Genomic DNA, 18,120 nt, shown 5'->3' with positions numbered 1-18,120 from the left:
GGGCTGGGCCGGGCGGCGCTCCCCCCTGGCCGCCGCGGCCGCGTGCGCCGCGACCGTCGCGCTCGTCGGCGTCTCGCACCTGCTCTCGCACCGCCTCGGGACGTGGCCGGCCGTGCTCGCGACCGGGGCCGCCACCGGCGTGGTGGCGGCCTGGGCCGACGGGGACCGCGCCGCCCGGTGACGAGCACCCCCGAGCCCGCGGGCGTCCCGGACCTCGACTGGCGGGCGCTCGCCGTCGACGGTCCCGCGGCCACCGCCGTGCTCGACGGCAGCCGGGTGCGCTGGGCGTCGGCGCGCGCCACGGCCCTCGCCGGCGGCTCGCGCCACGGGGAGCTGTGCGGGGCCGAGGCCCCCGACCTGCTCGTCCCCGCCGACCGCGACCGGGCCCTGCGGGCCCTCGAGCGGGTCCGCACGCAGCGGGTCGGCAGCGCCGTGGTGCGGCTGCGGGCCGCGCCCGGGCTGCGCCTGGAGGTGGCGCTGACGGGCACCCCGTCCGGCGAGGTCGCCGTCGCGGCGTGGGACGTCACCGACCGCCTGGCCCGGGAGCGGACCCTCGCGCACCGCGCCACCCACGACCGCCTCACGGGCCTGCCGAACCGCGCCCTGCTGGCCGACCGGTGGCGCAGCGCGCGCGAGCGGTCCCGCCACACGGGGTCGCCGACGTTCCTGCTGGTGTGCGACGTCGACGGGCTCAAGGACGTCAACGACCTGCGGGGGCACCGCGCGGGCGACGACGTCCTCGTCCAGGTGGCCCGGGCCCTGACGCGGGAGGTCCGCCCGAGCGACACCGTCGCCCGCCTGGGCGGCGACGAGTTCGTGCTCCTCGTCGAGGGCGTGCCGACCGGCGACGTCGAGCGGCTCTGCGACCGCCTGCGCCGCAACGTGCTGCCCTCGGGCGGCGCGCCGGGCCGCCCGGTCCGGCTCAGCGTCGGGTGGGCCGTGGACGACCTGGACCGTCCGACGGAGTCGGTGCTGGCCGAGGCCGACGCCCGGATGTACGTGGACAAGCAGGCCGCCCGCGCCCGCCTGGGCGGGGCCTGACCCGCCCGCTCAGAGGCGGTCGGCCGTGAGGTCGCGGACCTGGGCGTAGCGCTCGCGCACCGCCGGGGTCGGGTCGGCCTCCAGCGTCGTGCTGGCGCCGAGCACCCAGGCGGGCGGCGCGTCGCCGCCGGCGAGCGCCCACGCGGCCTGCCGCGCGGCGCCGTCGGCCACGTACTCCCCCGGCTCGGGCACGACGACCGGGTGGCCCAGGACGGCCGGGGCCAGCCGGCGCACGGCCTCCGAGCGCGCGCCGCCCCCGACGAGGACGACCCGCCCGACCCGCACGCCCTGCGCGACGAGGGCGTCGAGGCCGTCCGCGAGCCCGCACAGCAGGCCCTCGACGGTGGCGCGCGCCAGGTGCGCGGGGGTGCTGGTGGCCAGGGTCAGGCCGTGCAGGGCGCCGGTGCTGTCGGGGCGCACGGGCGTCCGCTCGCCCTCCAGGTACGGGACCAGCACGAGACCGCCCGCGCCGGCGGGCGCGGACAGGGCGAGCCGGGACAGCTCCGCGTGGTCGACGCCGAGCAGGGCCGCCGCGGAGTCCAGGACGCGGGCCGCGTTGAGGGTGCAGACCAGGGGCAGGAAGTGCCCGGTCGCGTCGGCGAAGCCCGCCACCAGGCCGCTCTCGTCGGTGGTGGCCACGTCGCTGACGACGCTGACCACGCCGGAGGTCCCGATCGAGACGACGACGTCGCCGAGCTGCGCGCCGACCCCCAGGGCCGCGGCCATGTTGTCGCCCGTGCCCGCGCCCAGCACGGCCCCGCGGGACACGTCGCTCGCGCTGCGGCCGGCGCTGCCCGCGGCGTCGAGCACCGTGGGCAGCTCCGCGTCGGCGCCGAACGCGCGCCGCAGCAGGTCGTGGCGGTACTCCCCCGCGGCGGGCGCGTAGTAGCCCGTGCCGCTGGCGTCGCCGCGGTCGGTCGACAGCTGCGCCCCCGCGGCCGCGCCACCCGCGAGGCGGTGGGTGAGCCAGTCGTGCGGCAGGCAGACCGAGCGGGTCCGGGCGACCGTCTCCGGCTCGTGCTCGGCCAGCCAGCGCAGCTTGGTGATGGTCAGGGAGGCGACGAGCTCGCTGCCCACCTCGCGGGCCCACGCGCCCGGGCCGCCGAGCTCGGCGGTCAGCTCCGCGGCGGCGCCGGCCGAGCGGCCGTCGTTCCACAGCAGAGCGGGGCGGACGACCTCGCCGGCGTCGTCGAGCAGCACGGAGCCGTGCTGCTGCGCGCCCACGGCGATCGCGTCCACGTCGTCGAGGCCGCCCGCGTCGGCGACCGCCTCGGTGAGCGCCCGCCACCAGTGGGCGGGGTCGACCTCGCTGCCGTCGGGGTGCCGGGCACGCCCGGAGCGCAGCAGGTCCCCCGTCCCGGCATCACGGACGACGACCTTGCAGGACTGGGTCGAGGAGTCGATCCCCGCCACCTTGGGCATGGGCACAGCCAACACCCTCCCCGCGCGGCTGCTCCGCACGGGTGACCCCGCGGGGCGTCCGGGGTGCCCCCGCGACCCCCCGCGCACGACCGGGATGCCGGAAGCTCCCGCGAACATGTACCTTTGGGACCACGGAGAGATGACAGCTGCTCCGGGGCACGCTCAGCCTGCCCCGGCCGACGCGCGAGGGGGTCGACGCCATGGGGCGCGGCCGTCAGAAGGCCAAGCAGACGAAGGTCGCTCGGGAGCTGAAGTACTTCAGCCCCGACACCGACTACAACGCGTTGCAACGCGAGCTGCACGGGCCCGACCGCTTCAGCCCGGCGGGGCGGAACACCGCCCCCGTCGTGCCGGAGCCGGAAGTCGAGGAGGACGAGCCGTACGTGGACTCGTACCAGCCTCCGGAGGACGACTACGAGGACTGGGCGACGAAGCGCCGCGCTTGACGCAGCGTCTCCCTGATCCGAGCAGTCACGCTTGCCGGTCGGCGTGCCGTTCCCTCGCCCGTCACCACCCCTGGTGACGGCCCCGGAGGAGCGTCACGCCGCCTGACACACCCTTGCCGTTGCTCGACCCGTCCGCCTCCGTGCGAGGCCGGACCTCACCGCACACCCACGCCGGGATCCCGGCGCTCTCCACGCTGCTCACGACCGCCGCGGCCTGCCCGGCGGCGACGACGGCCACCATGCCCACGCCGAGGTTGAGCGTGCGCTCCAGGTCGGCCGCGGGCACGCCCCCCAGGTCCCGGACGGTCGAGAAGACCGGGCCGGGCGTCCACGTCCCGCGGTCCACCTCGGCGGTCACGTCGACGGGCAGGCACCGGGCCAGGTTGGCCGCCAGGCCCCCACCGGTCACGTGGCTCATGGCGTGCACCCCGCCGGTGGCGAGGGTCGCGAGCGCGGGCTTCGCGTAGATCCGGGTCGGCTCGAGGAGCTCCTCGCCCAGCGTGCGGCCGAACTCCTCGACGTGGCGTTCGTAGGACCAGCCCGCGTCGGCGACGACGCGGCGCACGAGCGAGTAGCCGTTGGAGTGCAGCCCCGAGGACGCCATCGCGACGAGCACGTCGCCCGCGCGGACCTTCTCGGCGCCCAGCAGCTCGTCGGCCTCGACGGCCCCCGTGACCGCGCCGGCGACGTCGTACTCCTCCGGGCCCAGCAGGCCGGGGTGCTCGGCGGTCTCGCCGCCGACGAGCGCGACGCCCGCCTCCTCGCAGGCCCGGGCGATGCCGGCCACGATCGCGGCCATCCGCTCGGGCACGACCCGCCCGCACGCGATGTAGTCCGTCATGAACAGCGGGGTGGCGCCGCAGACCACGATGTCGTCGACGACCATGCCGATCAGGTCGAAGCCGATCGTGTCGTGGACGTCGAGCGCCTGGGCGACGGCGACCTTGGTGCCCACGCCGTCGGTGCTCGTGGCCAGCAGGGGCCGGCGGAACGCCTTGAGGGCGCTCACGTCGTACAGCCCGGCGAAGCCGCCGAAGCCGCCCACGACCTGCGGTCCGTGCGTCCGGGCCACGGACGCCTTCATCAGCTCCACGGCGCGGTCGCCGGCCACCACGTCCACGCCGGCGTCGGCGTAGGTGGTGCCGCCTGCGGGCCGTCCGCTCACGGGGGCGCTCACCGCGTGGTGGAGGCGACGGGCGTGATCGGGATGCGCCGCGCGTCCAGGGAGTGCCGGCCGAGGCGCTCCACGTCGGGCAGCGGCACCGGGTAGGTCCCGCTGAAGCAGGCCGTGCACAGCTTCTCGACGGGCTGCTCGGTCGCCTCGATCATCCCCTCGGGGGAGATGTAGCCGAGGGAGTCGGCGCCGATGCTCGTGCGCACGTCCTCGACGCCCAGGCCGGTCGCGATGAGCTCGGCGCGCGTCGCGAAGTCGATGCCGTAGAAGCACGGCCACGTCACCGGTGGCGAGGAGATCCGCACGTGCACCTCGAGCGCACCGGCCTCCCGCAGCATCCGGATGAGGGCCCGCTGGGTGTTGCCGCGCACGATCGAGTCGTCGACCACGACCAGCTTCTTGCCGTGCACCACGTTCTTCAGCGGGTTCAGCTTCAGCCGGATCCCCAGCTGCCGGATGGTCTGGCTCGGCTGGATGAACGTGCGCCCGACGTAGGCGTTCTTCACCAGGCCCTGGCCGTAGGGGATCCCGGACGCCTCGGCGTAGCCGATCGCGGCGGGGGTGCCCGACTCCGGCGTCGGGATGACCAGGTCGGCCTCGACGGGGTGCTCGCGGGCCAGCGTGCGGCCCATCTCGACGCGGGCCTCGTGCACGACGCGGCCGCTGATGGTGGTGTCGGGACGCGCCAGGTAGACGTACTCGAAGACGCAGCCCTTGGGCTTGGCCTCGGCGAAGCGGCTGGAGCGCAGGCCGTCCGCGTCGATGGCGATGAGCTCGCCCGGCTCGATCTCGCGGACCTGGCTCGCGCCGACGATGTCGAGCGCGGCCGTCTCGCTGGCCACGACCCAGCCGCGGTCGAGGCGGCCCAGGACGAGCGGTCGGATGCCGTGCCGGTCGCGCGCCGCGTACAGCGTGTGCTCGTCCATGAAGACGAGGCTGAAGGCGCCCTCGACGTGCGGGAGCACCTCGCTCGCGGTCGCCTCGAGGGTGTGGTCCGGGTCGCCCGCGAACAGCGCCGTGATGATCGCCGTGTCGGTCGTGTTTCCGCGGGCGATCTCCCCCGCGGAGGGCCGGCCGGGCGAACCCGCGGGCTGCTCGGGGTAGCGCTCGGCGAGCAGCTCGCGCAGGGCGAAGGAGTTGGTGAGGTTGCCGTTGTGCGCCAGGGCGACCGTGCCGCCGGCCGTCGCGCCGAGAGTGGGCTGCGCGTTCTCCCAGCCACCACCGCCGGTCGTGGAGTAGCGGGTGTGACCGACGGCGATGTGCCCCTGCAGGGACTCCAGCGCCGACTCGTCGAACACCTGGGAGACCAGACCGGTGTCCTTGAACACCAGGATCTGCTCGCCGTTGCTCACCGCGATCCCCGCGGCCTCCTGGCCCCGGTGCTGCAGGGCGTAGAGGCCGTAGAACGTGAGCTTGGAGACTTCCTCACCGGGAGCCCAGACCCCGAAGACGCCACAAGCGTCCTGAGGTCCTTTCTCTCCGGGGAGCAGGTCGTGGTTCAGACGTCCGTCACCGCGGGCCACGTTCCGAGTGTGTCACACCGCGGCCGGGGCGCCCGACCGGCGCCACCCGTGCGGAGGTCAGCGGCGGCGCTCCACGAGGACCGCGACGAGGCCCCCGACGATGGCCCCGAAGACGCCCAGGGACACGAGCAGGAAGCCGAACAGCTGCCGCTGCGAGTACCCGTCGGCGGGTGAGCTGACGAGCGCGGTGACGAGCGAGACGAGGGCCGCGACGCCGATGCCCGTGAGCACGAAGGCCCGGTAGCGCGGCGCGCGGCGGCGGGTGACCTGCACGAAGCCGGTGCCCTCGGGCTCGGCCTCGGGTTCGGCCTCCCCCGCGGGGTCGTCGCCGGCGGCGGGTGCGGGCGGCGGGACGTCGAGGGCCTCGTCGTCGGGCGCGGGGCGGTGCTCGGCGTCGCTCACCCTGCGACCGTACGTCCTGCGGCGTCCGCCTCGAGCACCGGCAGCAGGTCGGTGAGGTCGGCGCGGTTGCCGCTGGCCAGGACCCGCCCCGCGGAGCGCGCGGCGTCGAACGCCAGCCGCCCGCTGGCCACCTCGAGCCACGTCACGGCGTCCATCTCGACGACCGCGGGCGGCGTGCCGCGGGTGTGCCGCGGGCCCTCGATGACCTGCACCGCACCGAAGGGCGGCACGCGGACCTCGACGCTGCCGCCCGGGTAGCGCGCGGCCAGCTCCTCGAGGGCGTAGCGGACCCCGGTGGCGAGCATGGGGCGCGGCGGCTTCCCGCCGGCCGAGATCGTCTCCAGGGCGGTGCGGGCGGCGGAGAGCCCCTCGACGGGATCGGTGCGGCGTCGTGCGGGCATGCCCCCATCGTCCGCCACCGCCGGGCCCCGCGCCGTCCGGGACCCGCGCCGTCCGGACCGGCAAGCGCGGTCGGCGCCTCAGCCGGTCAGCACTCCGGGACGTTGACGCCGACGACGGTCAGCGCGAGGCCGCCGCGCGAGGTCTCCTTGTACTCCGAGCGCATGTGCGCGCCGGTCTGGCGCATCGTGCGGATGACCGTGTCGAGGCTGACGACGTGCACGCCGTCGCCGCGCATCGCGGTGCGGGCCGCGTGGATCGCGGTGGTGGCGCCCACGGCGTTGCGCTCGATGCAGGGGATCTGCACGAGCCCGCCGACGGGGTCGCACGTCAGGCCCAGGTGGTGCTCGATGGCGATCTCGGCGGCGTTCTCCACCTGCTCCGGCGTCCCGCCCAGCACCTCGGCCAGCCCGGCCGCGGCCATGGCGCTCGCGGAGCCGACCTCCCCCTGGCAGCCGACCTCGGCGCCCGAGATGGAGCCCGTCTCCTTCAGCACGATCCCCAGGCCGCCCGCGGCGAGCAGGAAGCGGACCGTGCCCGCGTCGTCGGCGCCGGGCACGAACCGGCGGTAGAAGTGCAGGACGGCGGGGACGATGCCCGCGGCGCCGTTGGTGGGCGCGGTGACGACCCGGCCGCCCGCGGCGTTCTCCTCGTTGACCGCGAGCGCGAACAGGCTCACCCAGTCCATGGCGCGCAGCGCGTCCACGGGCGAGTCGGCGTCGGCGTCCTCGGCGAGCAGCTGGGCGTGCAGGCCGGGGGCGCGGCGGCGCACGCCGAGACCGCCGGGCAGGGTCCCGCCCGAGACGAGCCCACGGTCCACGCAGGCCGCCATGGCGGCGAAGATGCGCAGCAGCCCGGCGTCGACGTCGGCGGCCGGCCGGACGTGCTCCTCGTTGCGGCGCACCACGTCCGCCACGCCGAGCCCGGTCGTGCGGCAAGCCTGCAGGAGCTCCGCGCCCGTGCGGAAGGGGTGCGGCAGCTCCGCGCCCACCTCGGCGACGGGCGCGGTGGCGTCGAGCGGGTGGTCGCGGACGAACCCGCCCCCGACGGAGTAGGAGGTCCGCTCGGCGAGCAGCGCCCCGTCCGCGGCGAACGCGCGGAACACCATCCCGTTGGGGTGGTCCGGCAGCGCCCGGTTCCCGATCAGCACCAGGTCCGCGTCGACGTCGAAGCCGATGCGGTGCCGGCCCAGCAGGTCCAGCGTCCCGCGCTCGCGCACGGTCTCCAACAGGGTCGGGACGATCTCGATGTCCACCGTCTCGGCGTGCTGGCCGAGCAGCCCCAGCAGGACGGCGCGGTCGCTGCCGTGCCCGCGCCCCGTGGCGCCCAGCGAACCCCACAGCTCGACGACGACGCGGGAGGTGCGCTCCAGGAGCCCGCCGGCCTCGAGGCCCTCGGCGAACGCGCACGCCGCCCGCAGCGGGCCGACGGTGTGCGAGCTCGACGGGCCGATGCCGATCGAGAACATGTCGAACACGCTGACGGCCACGTCAGCGCGCCCGGCGGTAGAAGGGCAGCTCGACGACCGCGACGGGCTGCGCGCTGCCCCGCACGTCCACGGCGAGCGCCGTGCCGACGACCGCGAGGTCCGCCCGGACGTAGGCCATGGCGACGGGGTACCCGAGGGTCGGGGAGAGCGCGCCGCTCGTGACGCGACCCACGACGTCCTCGCCCGCGAGGACCGCGTAGCCCTCCCGGCCCGCGCGCCGGCCGCTGCCCCGCAGGCCCACCAGCAGCTCAACGGGCTCGGCGGCGGCGGCCGCCTCCAGCGCCGCCCGGCCCGTGAAGTCGCCCGGGGCGTCGAGCTTCACCACCCGCCCCAGCCGCGCCTCGTAGGGGTTGCGGTCGCGGGTCAGCTCGTGCCCGTACAGCGGCATGCCGGCCTCCAGGCGCAGCGTGTCGCGGCAGGCCAGACCGGCCGGGACGGCGCCGTGCTCGCGGCCGGCGCCGAGCAGCGCCTCCCAGGCGGCCACGGCGTCGCCGGTCGCGGTGAACACCTCGAAGCCGTCCTCGCCCGTGTACCCGGTGCGGGCGAGCAGGACGTCGACGGGACCGCCTGCGGTGCGCAGGGTCGCGGGCTGCGAGCGGTAGTAGCGGACCACCGCGAGGTCGACGTCGACGAGCGGCGCGAGGATCGCCGCGGACGCCGGGCCCTGCACGGCCACGAGGGCGTGCTGCTCGGACTCGTCGGCCACGACGGCGTCGAAGCCCGCGGCGCGCTCGGTGAGGGCCGTGGCCACGACCTCGACGTTGGAGGCGTTGGCGATGACCAGGAACTCCTGCTCGCCCAGGCGGTACGTCACGAGGTCGTCGAGGATCCCGCCGTCGGTGTCCACGAGCATCCCGTAGGCGGCCCGGCCCAGCGGCATCGCCGACGGCGTCCCGACCAGGGCCGCGTCCAGGGCGGCGCCCGCGGCGGGCCCGGTGACCCGGATCTCGCCCATGTGGGACAGGTCGAACACGCCGGCCGTCTCGCGCACGGCGCGGTGCTCGGCGAGGTCGGAGGCGTAGCGCACGGGCATCGACCAGCCCGCGAAGTCGGTGAAGGTCGCGCCGAGGGCGGCGTGGACCTCGTGCAGGGGGGACGGGCGGCTCACGGGGGCTCCTCTCGAACCGTGCCGTCGCCGGGTGCGACCGCACGTGGGACCCCCTCTGTCGAGCCTCCGGTGCTCCCGCCGCAGCGGTGCCCGTCGGTGCGGACCACGACGTGGTCCTGCTCTCCAGAGCGGCCTGCCCGTGGCGGTCCGTGGACCTGAGAGGTTCCGGGGTGGTTGCTCCTTCGGTGCCCACCGCGTGCGCGGTGGGGCTCTCCCGCCCGGGGGATGCGGCCTGGTGGTGCTGTTCTGTTGTGCGTGCAGGCCGAGCGTCGCACAACGGCGACGGCCGGGGCCACTCCCCGCGACGTGCGGGTGCGGCCACCAGCGGCGTCACCAGGCGGTCGACTCACCAGGCGGTGAAGTCGAACTCCTGGAAGTCGGCGACCTCGACGGCCCAGCGCTGCTCGACGAAGCCGCGGTGCGCGGGGTGCTCGTCGTAGGCGCGGTAGGCGGCCTGGTCGGCGAAGCGCATGGAGAACCGGAAGCGGAACGGGCTCTTCGGGCTGACCTGGCGGCTGACGGCGAAGTCCTGCACGCCCGGGACGGCGGTGAGGACCTCGCGGCCCCCGGTGAGGAAGTCCTGCTCGGCCGGGGAGCCCTCGGGGTGGACGAGGGTGAAGCAGACGGTGTGCTCGATCACGGGCCCACTGTGCCGCAGGCGGGCCCGCCCCGGGTCACAGCTCGCCGGTGAGGAACTGCGCGCGCCCGTGGCCGAAGGACCAGTCGGCGTCGGAGCTCTCGACGACGGAGACGACGACGTCGGAGGGTGCGGTGCCGCAGTCGCGCCGCAGGTTCTCGACGAGCAGCGCGTAGAAGCGCTCCTTCTGCTCCCGCGAGCGCGGGCGGCTGGTCACCTGGAGCAGGACGACCTCGTCGGTGCGCTCGATGCCCAGCCCCGTGTCGTGCACGACGAGCTCGCCCGCCGGGTGCTGGTGCACGACCTGGTAGCGGTCCCCCGGCGGCACGTCGAAGGCCTCGACGACCGCCGCGTGGGCGGCGTCGAGGAGCGCGGTCAGCGCCTGCGGGGTGCGGCCGGCGACGAGGTCGAAGCGGAGCAGCGGCACGGGTCCTCCTGGAGTTGGTCCTGACGTGCTGACACGGCCCGCCCACCGCGCCGGGCCGTGCCGGGGTGTCACCAGCGGTCGACGAGCTCCTGGATGCGGCGGCGCATGAGGCGGCTGGACTCCTCGCGCCGCTCCTCCCACGCGAAGACGCTCGAGCACAGGGCGCCGTCGAAGCCGATCTCGCCGAGCGCGGCGAAGATGCCGTCGACGTCGACCTCCCCCTCGCCGAGGTCGAGGTGCTGGTGGACCCGGGCCGTGGACCCGGGCGGGTTGACGATGTAGCGCAGGCCCGAGGAGCCGCGCGGGTCGAAGGAGTCCGCGACGTGGACGTGGCGCAGCAGGTCCCCCGCGTAGCGGACGATCCCGGGGCCGTCACCACCCTGGTGGAACGTGTGCGGGAGGCAGTACACGAAACCCACCCAGGGCCGGTCCAGCCCGCGGACCAGGTCCACCGCCCGGAAGCCGTCCTCGACGAAGTCGTCGGGGTGCGGCTCCAGGCGCAGCTCCACCCCCGCGGCCTCGAAGGCCGGGGCGAGCTCGTCGAAGGAGTCCAGGAACCGGGCCTCGCTCGCCTCGGGCAGCTCGGGGCGGCCGTTGAACTCCGACTGCACGACGGGCACACCGAGCTCGGTGGTGATCTCGAGGATGCGCCGCACGTTGCGCACGGCCGCGCGGCGCTCGTCCTCCCCCGGCCCGGACCAGCGCTGCACGAACTGCGTCGAGCAGACCCCGACCCCCGCCGCGTCGAGCGCCTTGCGGAACGCGCGCACCCCGGCCAGGTCGATGCGCGGGTGGCGGAAGAACGGGATCACGTCCTCGCGCGGCGAGAGCTCGATCCACTCGTAGCCGAGGTCCGCGACGACGCCCGGGAGCTCCAGCAGCGGGACCTCGCGGAACATGTACGTGTCGAGGGCGATCTGCATCAGGCCGCCCCGGGACGTTCGCCGAGGTCGACCTCGACGCGGCGGCCGGTGCGCAGCGACTCGACGCCGGCGGCGCAGACGGCCGCGGCGGCGTACCCGTCCCACACCCCCGGCCCGTCGACGCCCGCGCCGCTGCGGACGGCGTCCACCCAGCGCTGGAACTCGGTGTCGTAGGCGGTGCCGAAGCGCTCCTTGAAGTCCGCCGCGATGCCCCCGCCCCACCCCCGCGCCGAGTGCGACACCAGACCCACGCCGAGTCCGATCTGCGCACTGCCGCGCTCGGCGACCAGCTCGGTGCGCACCTCGTAGCCGAAGGTCGTGTTCACGAAGATCTCCACGTCGACCAGTGCGCCGCTCTCGGTCTCCATCACGACGAACTGCGGGTCCTGCAGACCCTCCGGGGCGTGCGAGGTCGCACCGGGCCGGAGCACCGTGATGGCGGTGATCTCCTCGCCGAGCAGGAACCTGGCCACGTCCACCTCGTGGACCACCGAGTCGAGGATGAGCATCTCGGAGCTGAAGTTCGGCGGGGTGGTGGCGTTGCGGTGCGCGCAGTGCAGGAACAGGGGACGGCCCAGCTCCTGCGAGGCGACGAGCGCCCGGAGCTCCTGGTACTCCGCGTCGAAGCGGCGCATGAACCCGACCTGCACCAGCGGACGGCCCAGGGCGTGCTCGGCCTCGACGACCTTGCGGGCGGTCTCCGGCGAGGTGGTCAGGGGCTTCTCGCACAGGGTCGGCTTGCCGGCGGCCAGGGCCTGCAGGACCAGCCCCTCGTGGGTGAACCCGGGGGTCGCGATCACGACCGCGTCCACGTCGGGGTCCTCGATGGCCGCCCCCGGGTCGTGCAGGGCCCGGACGCCGAACTCGGCGGCCACCGCGTCGGTGCGGGCGACGTCCACATCGCTGACCGCGACGAGCTGCGCGCCCTTGGTCAGCCGCGCGAGCCGCCGGGCGTGGTCCTGGCCCATCATGCCGACGCCGAGCACGGCGACGCGCAGGTCGCGGTCGTAGCCCTCGCGGGCCGTGTGCGGAGTGGAACGTGTCGCCGTGCTCATCGGCCTGGTCTCACCTCTCGTCGTCGCGGTGACCCGCCGCCAGGGCGGTGGCGGGCTCGGGGGTCACGCCGGGGGCGGAGAGCTCGTGGCTGAGGGCCTCGAGCTCGGAGCCGCCGGCCATCTCGTTCGTGAGCTGCTCCAGCGTGATGTCCTGCCGGGCCTTGTCGAGGGAGACGTTGCCGCGGTTGAGAATCACGAAGTGGTTGCCCACCAGGTACGCGTGGTGCGGGTTGTGGGTGATGAAGATGACGCCGAGGCCGGCGTCGCGGGCCTTCGCGACGTACTTGAGCACCACACCGGACTGCTTGACGCCGAGGGCGGCCGTGGGCTCGTCGAGGATGAGGACCTTCGCCCCGAAGTAGATGGCCCGGGCGATGGCGATGCACTGCCGCTGCCCCCCCGAGAGCGCCCCCACGGGGCGTTCGAGGTCGGGCACGCTGATGCCCATCTTGGTCAGCTCCTCGTCGGCGACCTGGACCATGCGCTTGACGTCCAGGCGCTTGAACGGGCCCGATCCGGTCGTCAGCTCGGCGCCGAGGAAGAAGTTGCGCCAGATCGACATCAGCGGCACGAGCGCCAGGTCCTGGTAGACCGTGGCGATGCCCCGCTCGAGCGACTCGCGGGGTGAGGAGAAGTGCACCTCCTCGCCGTTGACCGTCAGCTGTCCCGAGCTGTGCGTGTGCAGGCCGGCGATGATCTTGATCAGCGTCGACTTGCCGGCTCCGTTGTCGCCCAGGACGCAGGTGATCTCCCCCTGCCGCACCGACAGGGACACCCCGCGCAGGGCGTGGACGTTGCCGTAGCTCTTGCCCACGTCGTCGAGGCGGAGGATCTCGACCGTCGCGTCGTGCCGGGGCTGGTCCGTCGGGGTCGTCACGTCGCCGCTCACCTCTTCGCCGCCTGGTTCTTGACGAGCAGGTTCACGATCGTGGCCAGCAGGAGCATCACGCCGAGGAACAGCTTGAACCAGTTTGCGTCCCACCCGGCGTAGACGATGCCGAGGCTCGTCATCCCGAAGATGAGAGCACCGACCGCCGAGCCGATCGCCGAGCCGTACCCGCCCGTGAGCAGGCAGCCGCCCACGACCGCGGCGATGATGTAGATGAACTCCTGCCCCACGCCACCGCCGGACTGGATCGAGTCGAAGCTGAAGAGCTGGTGCATGCCCACGAACCAGCCGGCGAACCCGACCGTCATGAAGAGACCGATCTTGGTCTTCCTGACGGGGACACCGACCGCGCGCGCGGCGGCGTCGTCCCCGCCCACGGCGAAGATCCAGTTGCCGACCCGGGTGCGCAGGAGCACCCAGGTGGCGATGACGACGAACAGGATCCACCAGAGCACGGTGATCTTGATCCCGACCCCGCCGACCTTGAGGGTCGAGGCGAACACGGCCTGCGCGCCGGCGAAGCCGTCCATGTCGGCCACCGAGTCCGAGGAGACCCCGCCCGTCAGCAGCTTGGTCACACCGAGGTTGAGGCCCTGCAGCATGAAGAACGTGCCCAGGGTGATGAGGAAGCTGGGGAGTCCCGTGCGCATGAGGAGCCACCCGTTGAAGGCCCCCACCCCCAGCGCCAGCGCCAGCGCGAGCACGACGCCGACCCAGAGGTTCAGCCCCAGCTGGAAGGCGAAGGTGGACGCCGCCAGGGCCGAGGTCGTGACGACCACCCCGGCGGAGAGGTCGAACTCACCGCCGATCATCAGCAGGGCGACGGCGACGGCCATGATGCCGATCGTCGAGGCCGAGTAGGCGACCGTGGCGAGCGAGGGGGCCGCCCGGAAGGTCGGGGCGACCACGCAGAAGAGGACGAACACCGCGATCGCGCCGATGAGGGACCCGATCTCCGGCCGGGAGAGGATCCGCGTCGCCAGGGACTTCCTGGCGACCCGGTCGTCCTTGGCGCGCAGCGCCGGGACGCGGGGAGCCGCTGTCGTCGAGCTACTCATGGTGGGACCTCACCTCGTGCCCTTGGCCGCGAACTCCGCGACGCGGTCGATGTTGGTCTTGTCGATGAAGGCGGGGCCCGTCAGGGTCGCGCTGCCGCCGCCGATGGTGTTGCCGTTGTTGATGTTGAGCCAGAGGGCGTCCACCGCGAGGTAGCCCTGCAGGTACGGCTGCTGGTCGATCGCGAACTCGACGTCACCGCTCTGGACCGCGGCCACGAGCTCCTTGTTGGTGTCGAAGGTGGCCACGACCGCCGAGCTGCCCGCGTCGGCGACCGACTTGACCGCGGTCAGCGCGAACGGGGCCCCGAGGGTGACGACCCGGTCGATGGCGGGGTCCTGCTGCAGCTTCGACGTGATCGTCTGCTGGACGGACGGCATGTCCGTGCCGGTGACGAAGATGTTCTCGACGGACCCCGAGAAGGTGGTCTTGATGCCCGCGCAACGCGCGTCCAGCGCGACGTTGCCCTGCTCCTGGATCACGCAGAGGACCTTCTTGGCCCCCTCGCCCGACAGGCGCGTCCCGACGGCCTGACCCGCGACGTTCTCGTCGGAGCCGAAGTAGCCGATCGCGCCCGTGGCCTTCCACGCGTCGACGCCGCCCGCGTTGAGGACGGTGACGGGGATGCCCGCGTCGCTGGCGCTCTTGATGACCGGCGTGACGGCGTCGGCCTTGGCCATCGTGACGGCGATGCCGGCGACCTTGGAGTCGATCGCGGACTGCACCAGGTTGACCTGGTCGGCCGCCTCGGGCGCACCCTGGTAGTTCAGGTCCACGTTGTCCTTCTTGGCGGCCGCCTCCGCGCCCGCCCGCACGATGTCCCAGAACGTGTCACCGGGTGCCGCGTGGGTGACCATGGCGATCTTGACGCGGGGCGTGGAGGCCACGTTCCCCCCACCGTCGGAGGAGGTGTCGTCCTTCTGCGCGCCGCCGCTGCTGCTGCAGCCGGACAGCGCCAGCGCGGCGGTGGCGACGAACACCGCGACGGCGGTCTTGCGCGAGCGAATCATCGTCGATCCGGTCCTCTCTGTCGGGTCGTGGTGTCGACCCGGTGGTCCCCGGCGGGTGCGGCGGGGGCTGGTGGGGGTAGTACTCGGTGCGGGTGGTGCTCGGTGCGGGTGGTGCGGGGTGGTGCGCGCTCCGCCGGCCCGGGAGGGGCGCCGGCGAGGCGGGTTCAGGCCTGCGGGAGCCGGCAGGAGCGCAGGTAGGTGAGGGTGCGCCGCGCGATGGGCAGCGGCGCGTCGAAGGCGACGGGGTAGAGGTCCTGCTCGACGATGGCGAACACGTCGTGGTCGAGCCCCGCGAGGGCCTCGAGGATGGGGGGCATGGCCGGGACGCCCTGCGGCGGCTCGACCATGGCCCCGAGCTTGACGGCCTCACCGAAGGGCAGGTCCTGCTCCTTGACCTTCGCGACGACCGCGGGGTCCACCTGCTTGAGGTGGGCGTACGCGATGCGGTCGGGGTGGTCGGCGATGATCTTGAGGTTGTCGCCGCCCGAGTAGGAGACGTGCCCCGTGTCCAGGCACAGCTTGACGACGTCGGGGTCGGTCAGCTCGAGGAAGCGGTCGACCTCGTCGTGGGTGTCGATGTGGGTGTCCGCGTGGGAGTGCACCGCGATCTGCAGACCGTAGCCGTTCATGACGTCGCGGCCCAGGCGGTCCATGCCGCTCGCCAGGCGGGCCCAGCCCTCGTCGTCCAGCGTGCGCGGCTCGATCTGCTCGCCCGTCTTGTCGCTGCGCCACTGCCCGGGGATGACCACGAGGTGGGTCCCGCCGACGGCCTTCGTGAGCTTCGCGACGGCCTCGACCTGGGCCCACGCCTCGGCGTAGTGGTCGGGGCGGTGCAGCGCCGCGAAGATCGTGCCGGCCGACACCTTCAGGCGGCGCGCGGCCAGCTCGTCGGCCAGCTGCGCGGGGTCGGTGGGCAGGTAGCCGTAGGGCCCCAGCTCGATCCACTCGTACCCGGCCGCGGCGACCTCGTCGAGGAACCGCGCCGCCGGGGTCTGCAGCGGGTCGTCGGCGAACCAGACGCCCCAGGAGTCCGGGGCGGAGCCGATCGTGATGGTGCGGCCCATGGGATCCTCCACGTCGTCGTGCGCCGCACCACTGCGGCTGGGGGAACTCTGACGCGGTGCGCCGGAGGTGTCAAGGGATTGTCAGGACATGATGACCTATGGATGCCGGGCGGACGTCACAGCAGGGGTCGCTGACCGGCCTTCTTCTGCTCGTACGTCGCGCGCGCCGCGCGGGTCGACTCCAGGTGCGAGACCTCGGAGACGGGCACGTCCCACCAGCCCCCGCCGTCCGGAGCCTCGGAGTACAGGTCGGTCTCCACGTGCACCAGGGTCGACTCCGTCGACGCCTTGGCGTCCTGCAGGGCCGCCACGAGCTCCTTGCGCGTCTGCGCGCGCAGCACCCGAACCCCGAGGCTCTCGGCGTTCGCCGCGAGGTCCACGGGCAGCCGGTCCCCGTCGAGGCGTCCCGACCCGGACCGCTTGCGGTACCGCGTCCCGAAGCGCTGGGAACCCAGGGACTCGCTCAGCGCCCCGATGGAGGCGAACCCGTGGTTCTGCAGCAGCACGACGATGACCTTGACGTCCTCCTGGACGGCCGTGACCAGCTCCGTCGGCATCATGAGGTAGGAGCCGTCCCCGACCGTGATGAAGACGTCGCGGTCCGGGGCCGCCATCCGCACGCCCATGCCGCCGGGGATCTCGTAGCCCATGCAGGAGTAGCCGTACTCGACGTGGTAGCCCTTCGGGTCCCGGGTCCGCCACATGCAGTGCAGGTCCCCGGGTAGCGAACCCGCGGCGCACACCACGACGTCGCGGGCCTCGGCCACCTCGTCGATCGCGCCGAGCACCTCCGCCTGCGCCAGCAGGCCCGTCTCCTCGCCCTTGCCCGACCGGTAGAAGGACTCCACCACGGCGTCCCACTCGCGGTTCAGCCGCGCGGACCGCTCGCGGTAGGCGTCCGGCACCGACCACCCCGACAGCGCCTGCGTCAGCGCCACGAGCGCCTCGCGGGCGTCCGCCTGGACGGGGAGGCCGGCGTGCTTGACCGTGTCCAGCGAGGCCACGTTGATGTTGACGAAGCGCACGCCGGGGTTCTGAAACGCGGTGCGCGAGGCCGTGGTGAAGTCGGAGTACCGGGTGCCGATCCCGATGACCACATCGGCCTCCGCGGCGATCTCGTTGGCCGCGGTCGTCCCCGTGGACCCGATGGCCCCCAGGCACAGCGGGTGGTCGTAGGGCAGCGTCCCCTTGCCGGCCTGCGACTGACCCACGGGGATGCCGGTGGCCTCGACGAACGCCGCCAGCTCCGCGGTCGCGCGCGAGTAGGTGACCCCGCCGCCGGCGACCACGAGCGGCGTCCTCGCCGCGCGGATCAGGGCCGCGGCCTCGGCGATCGCGACCGCCTCCGGGACCGGGCGCGCGATGCGCCACGTGCGCTCGCGGAACAGCTCGGCCGGCCAGTCGAAGGCCTCCGCCTGCACGTCCTGCGGCAGCGCGATCGTGGCCGCTCCGGTCTGCGCGGGGTCGGTGAGCACGCGCATGGCGCCGAGCAGCGCGGCGGGCAGCTGCTCCGGACGCCACACGCGGTCGAAGAACCGCGACAGCGGCCGGAACGCGTCGTTCACGGAGACGTCGTAGCCGTAGTCCTGCTCGAGCTCCTGCAGCACGGGCGATCCGACGCGCGTCGCGAAGATGTCGCTGGCCAGCAGCAGGACGGGGAGGCGGTTGATCGTGGCCAGCGCGGCACCGGTCAGCATGTTCGTGGAACCCGGTCCGACGGACGCCGTGACGGCGAGGGTTTGCAGCCGGTCCTTCTGCCGGGCGTAGCCGACGGCCGCGTGGACCATCGCCTGCTCGTTGCGGCCCGTCATGTACGGCACGCGCGCCGGCGGGGTCCAGCCGTCCCCGGCGTCGGCCTCGAGCTCCGCCTCGAGCAGCGCCTGGCCGACCCCGGCGACGTTGCCGTGGCCGAAGATGCCGAACACGCCGCCGAAGAACTGCTGCCGCTCGCCGTCGCGCTCGGAGAACTGCGCGGAGAGGAAGCGGACCACGGCCTGCGCCACGGTCAGGCGGACGGTGACACGGGGGGTCGGGGTGGCGCTCATGGGGATCGGC

General features: G+C 74.1%; 18 protein-coding genes, 1 pseudogene and 1 riboswitch. Of the genes and pseudogenes, 3 read left to right on the top strand and 16 right to left on the bottom strand.

Annotated features, from left to right (window positions below):
- Both F1544_RS06650 and F1544_RS25765 read left to right on the top strand, forming a co-directional pair.
- A pseudogene (locus F1544_RS06650) lies at positions 1 to 181 on the top strand (hypothetical protein); the annotation flags it as partial.
- Positions 178 to 1,041, top strand: a complete 864-nt coding sequence (locus F1544_RS25765; protein ID WP_167583487.1) for a GGDEF domain-containing protein — start codon at positions 178 to 180, stop codon at positions 1,039 to 1,041. The pseudogene F1544_RS06650 and the gene F1544_RS25765, both read left to right, overlap by 4 nt.
- A gap of 9 nt (positions 1,042 to 1,050) precedes the next feature.
- Here the strand turns inward: F1544_RS25765 and xylB are convergent, their stop codons facing one another.
- Complete coding sequence (gene xylB / locus F1544_RS06640) at positions 1,051 to 2,463, bottom strand: xylulokinase (protein ID WP_167583533.1); 1,413 nt, start codon at positions 2,461 to 2,463, stop codon at positions 1,051 to 1,053.
- A gap of 200 nt (positions 2,464 to 2,663) precedes the next feature.
- Between xylB and F1544_RS06635 the strand changes: the two genes are divergently transcribed.
- Positions 2,664 to 2,909, top strand: coding sequence for a DUF3073 domain-containing protein (locus tag F1544_RS06635; RefSeq protein ID WP_167583485.1), 246 nt, complete (start codon positions 2,664 to 2,666; stop codon positions 2,907 to 2,909).
- 61 nt (positions 2,910 to 2,970) lie between these two features.
- Here the strand turns inward: F1544_RS06635 and purM are convergent, their stop codons facing one another.
- The 15 genes from purM to iolD all read right to left on the bottom strand — a co-directional run bounded on the left by purM (position 2,971) and on the right by iolD (position 18,110).
- Positions 2,971 to 4,074 carry a phosphoribosylformylglycinamidine cyclo-ligase gene (gene purM, locus F1544_RS06630; protein ID WP_167583483.1) on the bottom strand — a complete coding sequence of 368 codons (1,104 nt, stop codon included), beginning with the start codon at positions 4,072 to 4,074 and terminating at the stop codon, positions 2,971 to 2,973.
- An 8-nt stretch (positions 4,075 to 4,082) separates the two neighbouring features.
- Positions 4,083 to 5,606, bottom strand: coding sequence for an amidophosphoribosyltransferase (gene purF / locus F1544_RS06625; protein WP_167583482.1), 1,524 nt, complete (start codon positions 5,604 to 5,606; stop codon positions 4,083 to 4,085).
- Between the two features lie 57 nt (positions 5,607 to 5,663).
- Positions 5,664 to 6,008 carry a hypothetical protein gene (locus F1544_RS06620; RefSeq protein WP_167583480.1) on the bottom strand — a complete coding sequence of 115 codons (345 nt, stop codon included), beginning with the start codon at positions 6,006 to 6,008 and terminating at the stop codon, positions 5,664 to 5,666.
- Positions 6,005 to 6,409 (bottom strand): sterol carrier family protein, encoded by a 405-nt coding sequence (locus F1544_RS06615; RefSeq protein ID WP_167583479.1) that lies wholly within the window; start codon positions 6,407 to 6,409, stop codon positions 6,005 to 6,007. Before F1544_RS06615 ends, F1544_RS06620 begins: the two co-directional genes overlap by 4 nt.
- An 86-nt stretch (positions 6,410 to 6,495) precedes the next feature.
- Positions 6,496 to 7,896 carry an L-serine ammonia-lyase gene (locus tag F1544_RS06610; protein WP_167583477.1) on the bottom strand — a complete coding sequence of 467 codons (1,401 nt, stop codon included), beginning with the start codon at positions 7,894 to 7,896 and terminating at the stop codon, positions 6,496 to 6,498.
- Between the two features lies 1 nt (position 7,897).
- On the bottom strand, positions 7,898 to 9,004 hold the full coding sequence (gene gcvT / locus F1544_RS06605) for a glycine cleavage system aminomethyltransferase GcvT (RefSeq protein WP_167583475.1): 1,107 nt from the start codon (positions 9,002 to 9,004) through the stop codon (positions 7,898 to 7,900).
- A gap of 133 nt (positions 9,005 to 9,137) precedes the next feature.
- Positions 9,138 to 9,231: riboswitch (glycine riboswitch) on the bottom strand.
- A 119-nt stretch (positions 9,232 to 9,350) separates the two neighbouring features.
- On the bottom strand, positions 9,351 to 9,644 hold the full coding sequence (locus F1544_RS06600; RefSeq protein WP_167583473.1) for a Dabb family protein: 294 nt from the start codon (positions 9,642 to 9,644) through the stop codon (positions 9,351 to 9,353).
- Between the two features lie 34 nt (positions 9,645 to 9,678).
- The gene (locus F1544_RS06595; RefSeq protein WP_167583471.1) at positions 9,679 to 10,068 is read right to left on the bottom strand and encodes a tautomerase family protein; all 390 of its coding nucleotides are present in this window, start codon (positions 10,066 to 10,068) and stop codon (positions 9,679 to 9,681) included.
- A gap of 68 nt (positions 10,069 to 10,136) precedes the next feature.
- The gene (locus F1544_RS06590; RefSeq protein WP_167583469.1) at positions 10,137 to 10,991 is read right to left on the bottom strand and encodes a sugar phosphate isomerase/epimerase family protein; all 855 of its coding nucleotides are present in this window, start codon (positions 10,989 to 10,991) and stop codon (positions 10,137 to 10,139) included.
- Entirely contained in the window at positions 10,991 to 12,046 is a 1,056-nt protein-coding gene (locus F1544_RS06585; protein ID WP_167583467.1) for a Gfo/Idh/MocA family protein, read from the bottom strand. Before F1544_RS06585 ends, F1544_RS06590 begins: the two co-directional genes overlap by 1 nt.
- Before the next feature lie 10 nt (positions 12,047 to 12,056).
- Positions 12,057 to 12,923 (bottom strand): ATP-binding cassette domain-containing protein, encoded by an 867-nt coding sequence (locus F1544_RS06580; RefSeq protein ID WP_167583465.1) that lies wholly within the window; start codon positions 12,921 to 12,923, stop codon positions 12,057 to 12,059.
- An 8-nt stretch (positions 12,924 to 12,931) separates the two neighbouring features.
- Positions 12,932 to 13,993 (bottom strand): ABC transporter permease, encoded by a 1,062-nt coding sequence (locus F1544_RS06575; protein ID WP_167583463.1) that lies wholly within the window; start codon positions 13,991 to 13,993, stop codon positions 12,932 to 12,934.
- A 9-nt stretch (positions 13,994 to 14,002) separates the two neighbouring features.
- Entirely contained in the window at positions 14,003 to 15,001 is a 999-nt protein-coding gene (locus tag F1544_RS06570) for a substrate-binding domain-containing protein (protein WP_167583461.1), read from the bottom strand.
- Positions 15,002 to 15,165: 164 nt separating this feature from the next.
- Complete coding sequence (locus tag F1544_RS06565) at positions 15,166 to 16,065, bottom strand: sugar phosphate isomerase/epimerase family protein (protein ID WP_167583459.1); 900 nt, start codon at positions 16,063 to 16,065, stop codon at positions 15,166 to 15,168.
- A 116-nt stretch (positions 16,066 to 16,181) separates the two neighbouring features.
- Complete coding sequence (gene iolD, locus F1544_RS06560) at positions 16,182 to 18,110, bottom strand: 3D-(3,5/4)-trihydroxycyclohexane-1,2-dione acylhydrolase (decyclizing) (RefSeq protein ID WP_167583457.1); 1,929 nt, start codon at positions 18,108 to 18,110, stop codon at positions 16,182 to 16,184.
- Positions 18,111 to 18,120 lie beyond the last annotated feature (10 nt).

Source organism: Kineococcus rubinsiae (genome assembly GCF_011839805.1).
GTDB classification, from domain to species: Bacteria; Actinomycetota; Actinomycetes; order Actinomycetales; family Kineococcaceae; genus Kineococcus; species Kineococcus rubinsiae.
This window is presented reverse-complemented; position numbering and strand designations above follow the sequence as displayed.

What these genes read in the sequence shown, in the direction of transcription:
- xylB (WP_167583533.1), bottom strand. Translation starts at nt 2,463, where the DNA reads ATGCCCAAGGTGGCGGGGATCGACTCCTCGACCCAGTCCTGCAAGGTC.
- F1544_RS06635 (WP_167583485.1), top strand. Translation starts at nt 2,664, where the DNA reads ATGGGGCGCGGCCGTCAGAAGGCCAAGCAGACGAAGGTCGCTCGGGAG.
- F1544_RS06615 (WP_167583479.1), bottom strand. Translation starts at nt 6,409, where the DNA reads ATGCCCGCACGACGCCGCACCGATCCCGTCGAGGGGCTCTCCGCCGCC.
- F1544_RS06590 (WP_167583469.1), bottom strand. Translation starts at nt 10,991, where the DNA reads ATGCAGATCGCCCTCGACACGTACATGTTCCGCGAGGTCCCGCTGCTG.
- F1544_RS06585 (WP_167583467.1), bottom strand. Translation starts at nt 12,046, where the DNA reads ATGAGCACGGCGACACGTTCCACTCCGCACACGGCCCGCGAGGGCTAC.
- F1544_RS06575 (WP_167583463.1), bottom strand. Translation starts at nt 13,993, where the DNA reads ATGAGTAGCTCGACGACAGCGGCTCCCCGCGTCCCGGCGCTGCGCGCC.
- F1544_RS06570 (WP_167583461.1), bottom strand. Translation starts at nt 15,001, where the DNA reads ATGATTCGCTCGCGCAAGACCGCCGTCGCGGTGTTCGTCGCCACCGCC.
- F1544_RS06565 (WP_167583459.1), bottom strand. Translation starts at nt 16,065, where the DNA reads ATGGGCCGCACCATCACGATCGGCTCCGCCCCGGACTCCTGGGGCGTC.
- iolD (WP_167583457.1), bottom strand. Translation starts at nt 18,110, where the DNA reads ATGAGCGCCACCCCGACCCCCCGTGTCACCGTCCGCCTGACCGTGGCG.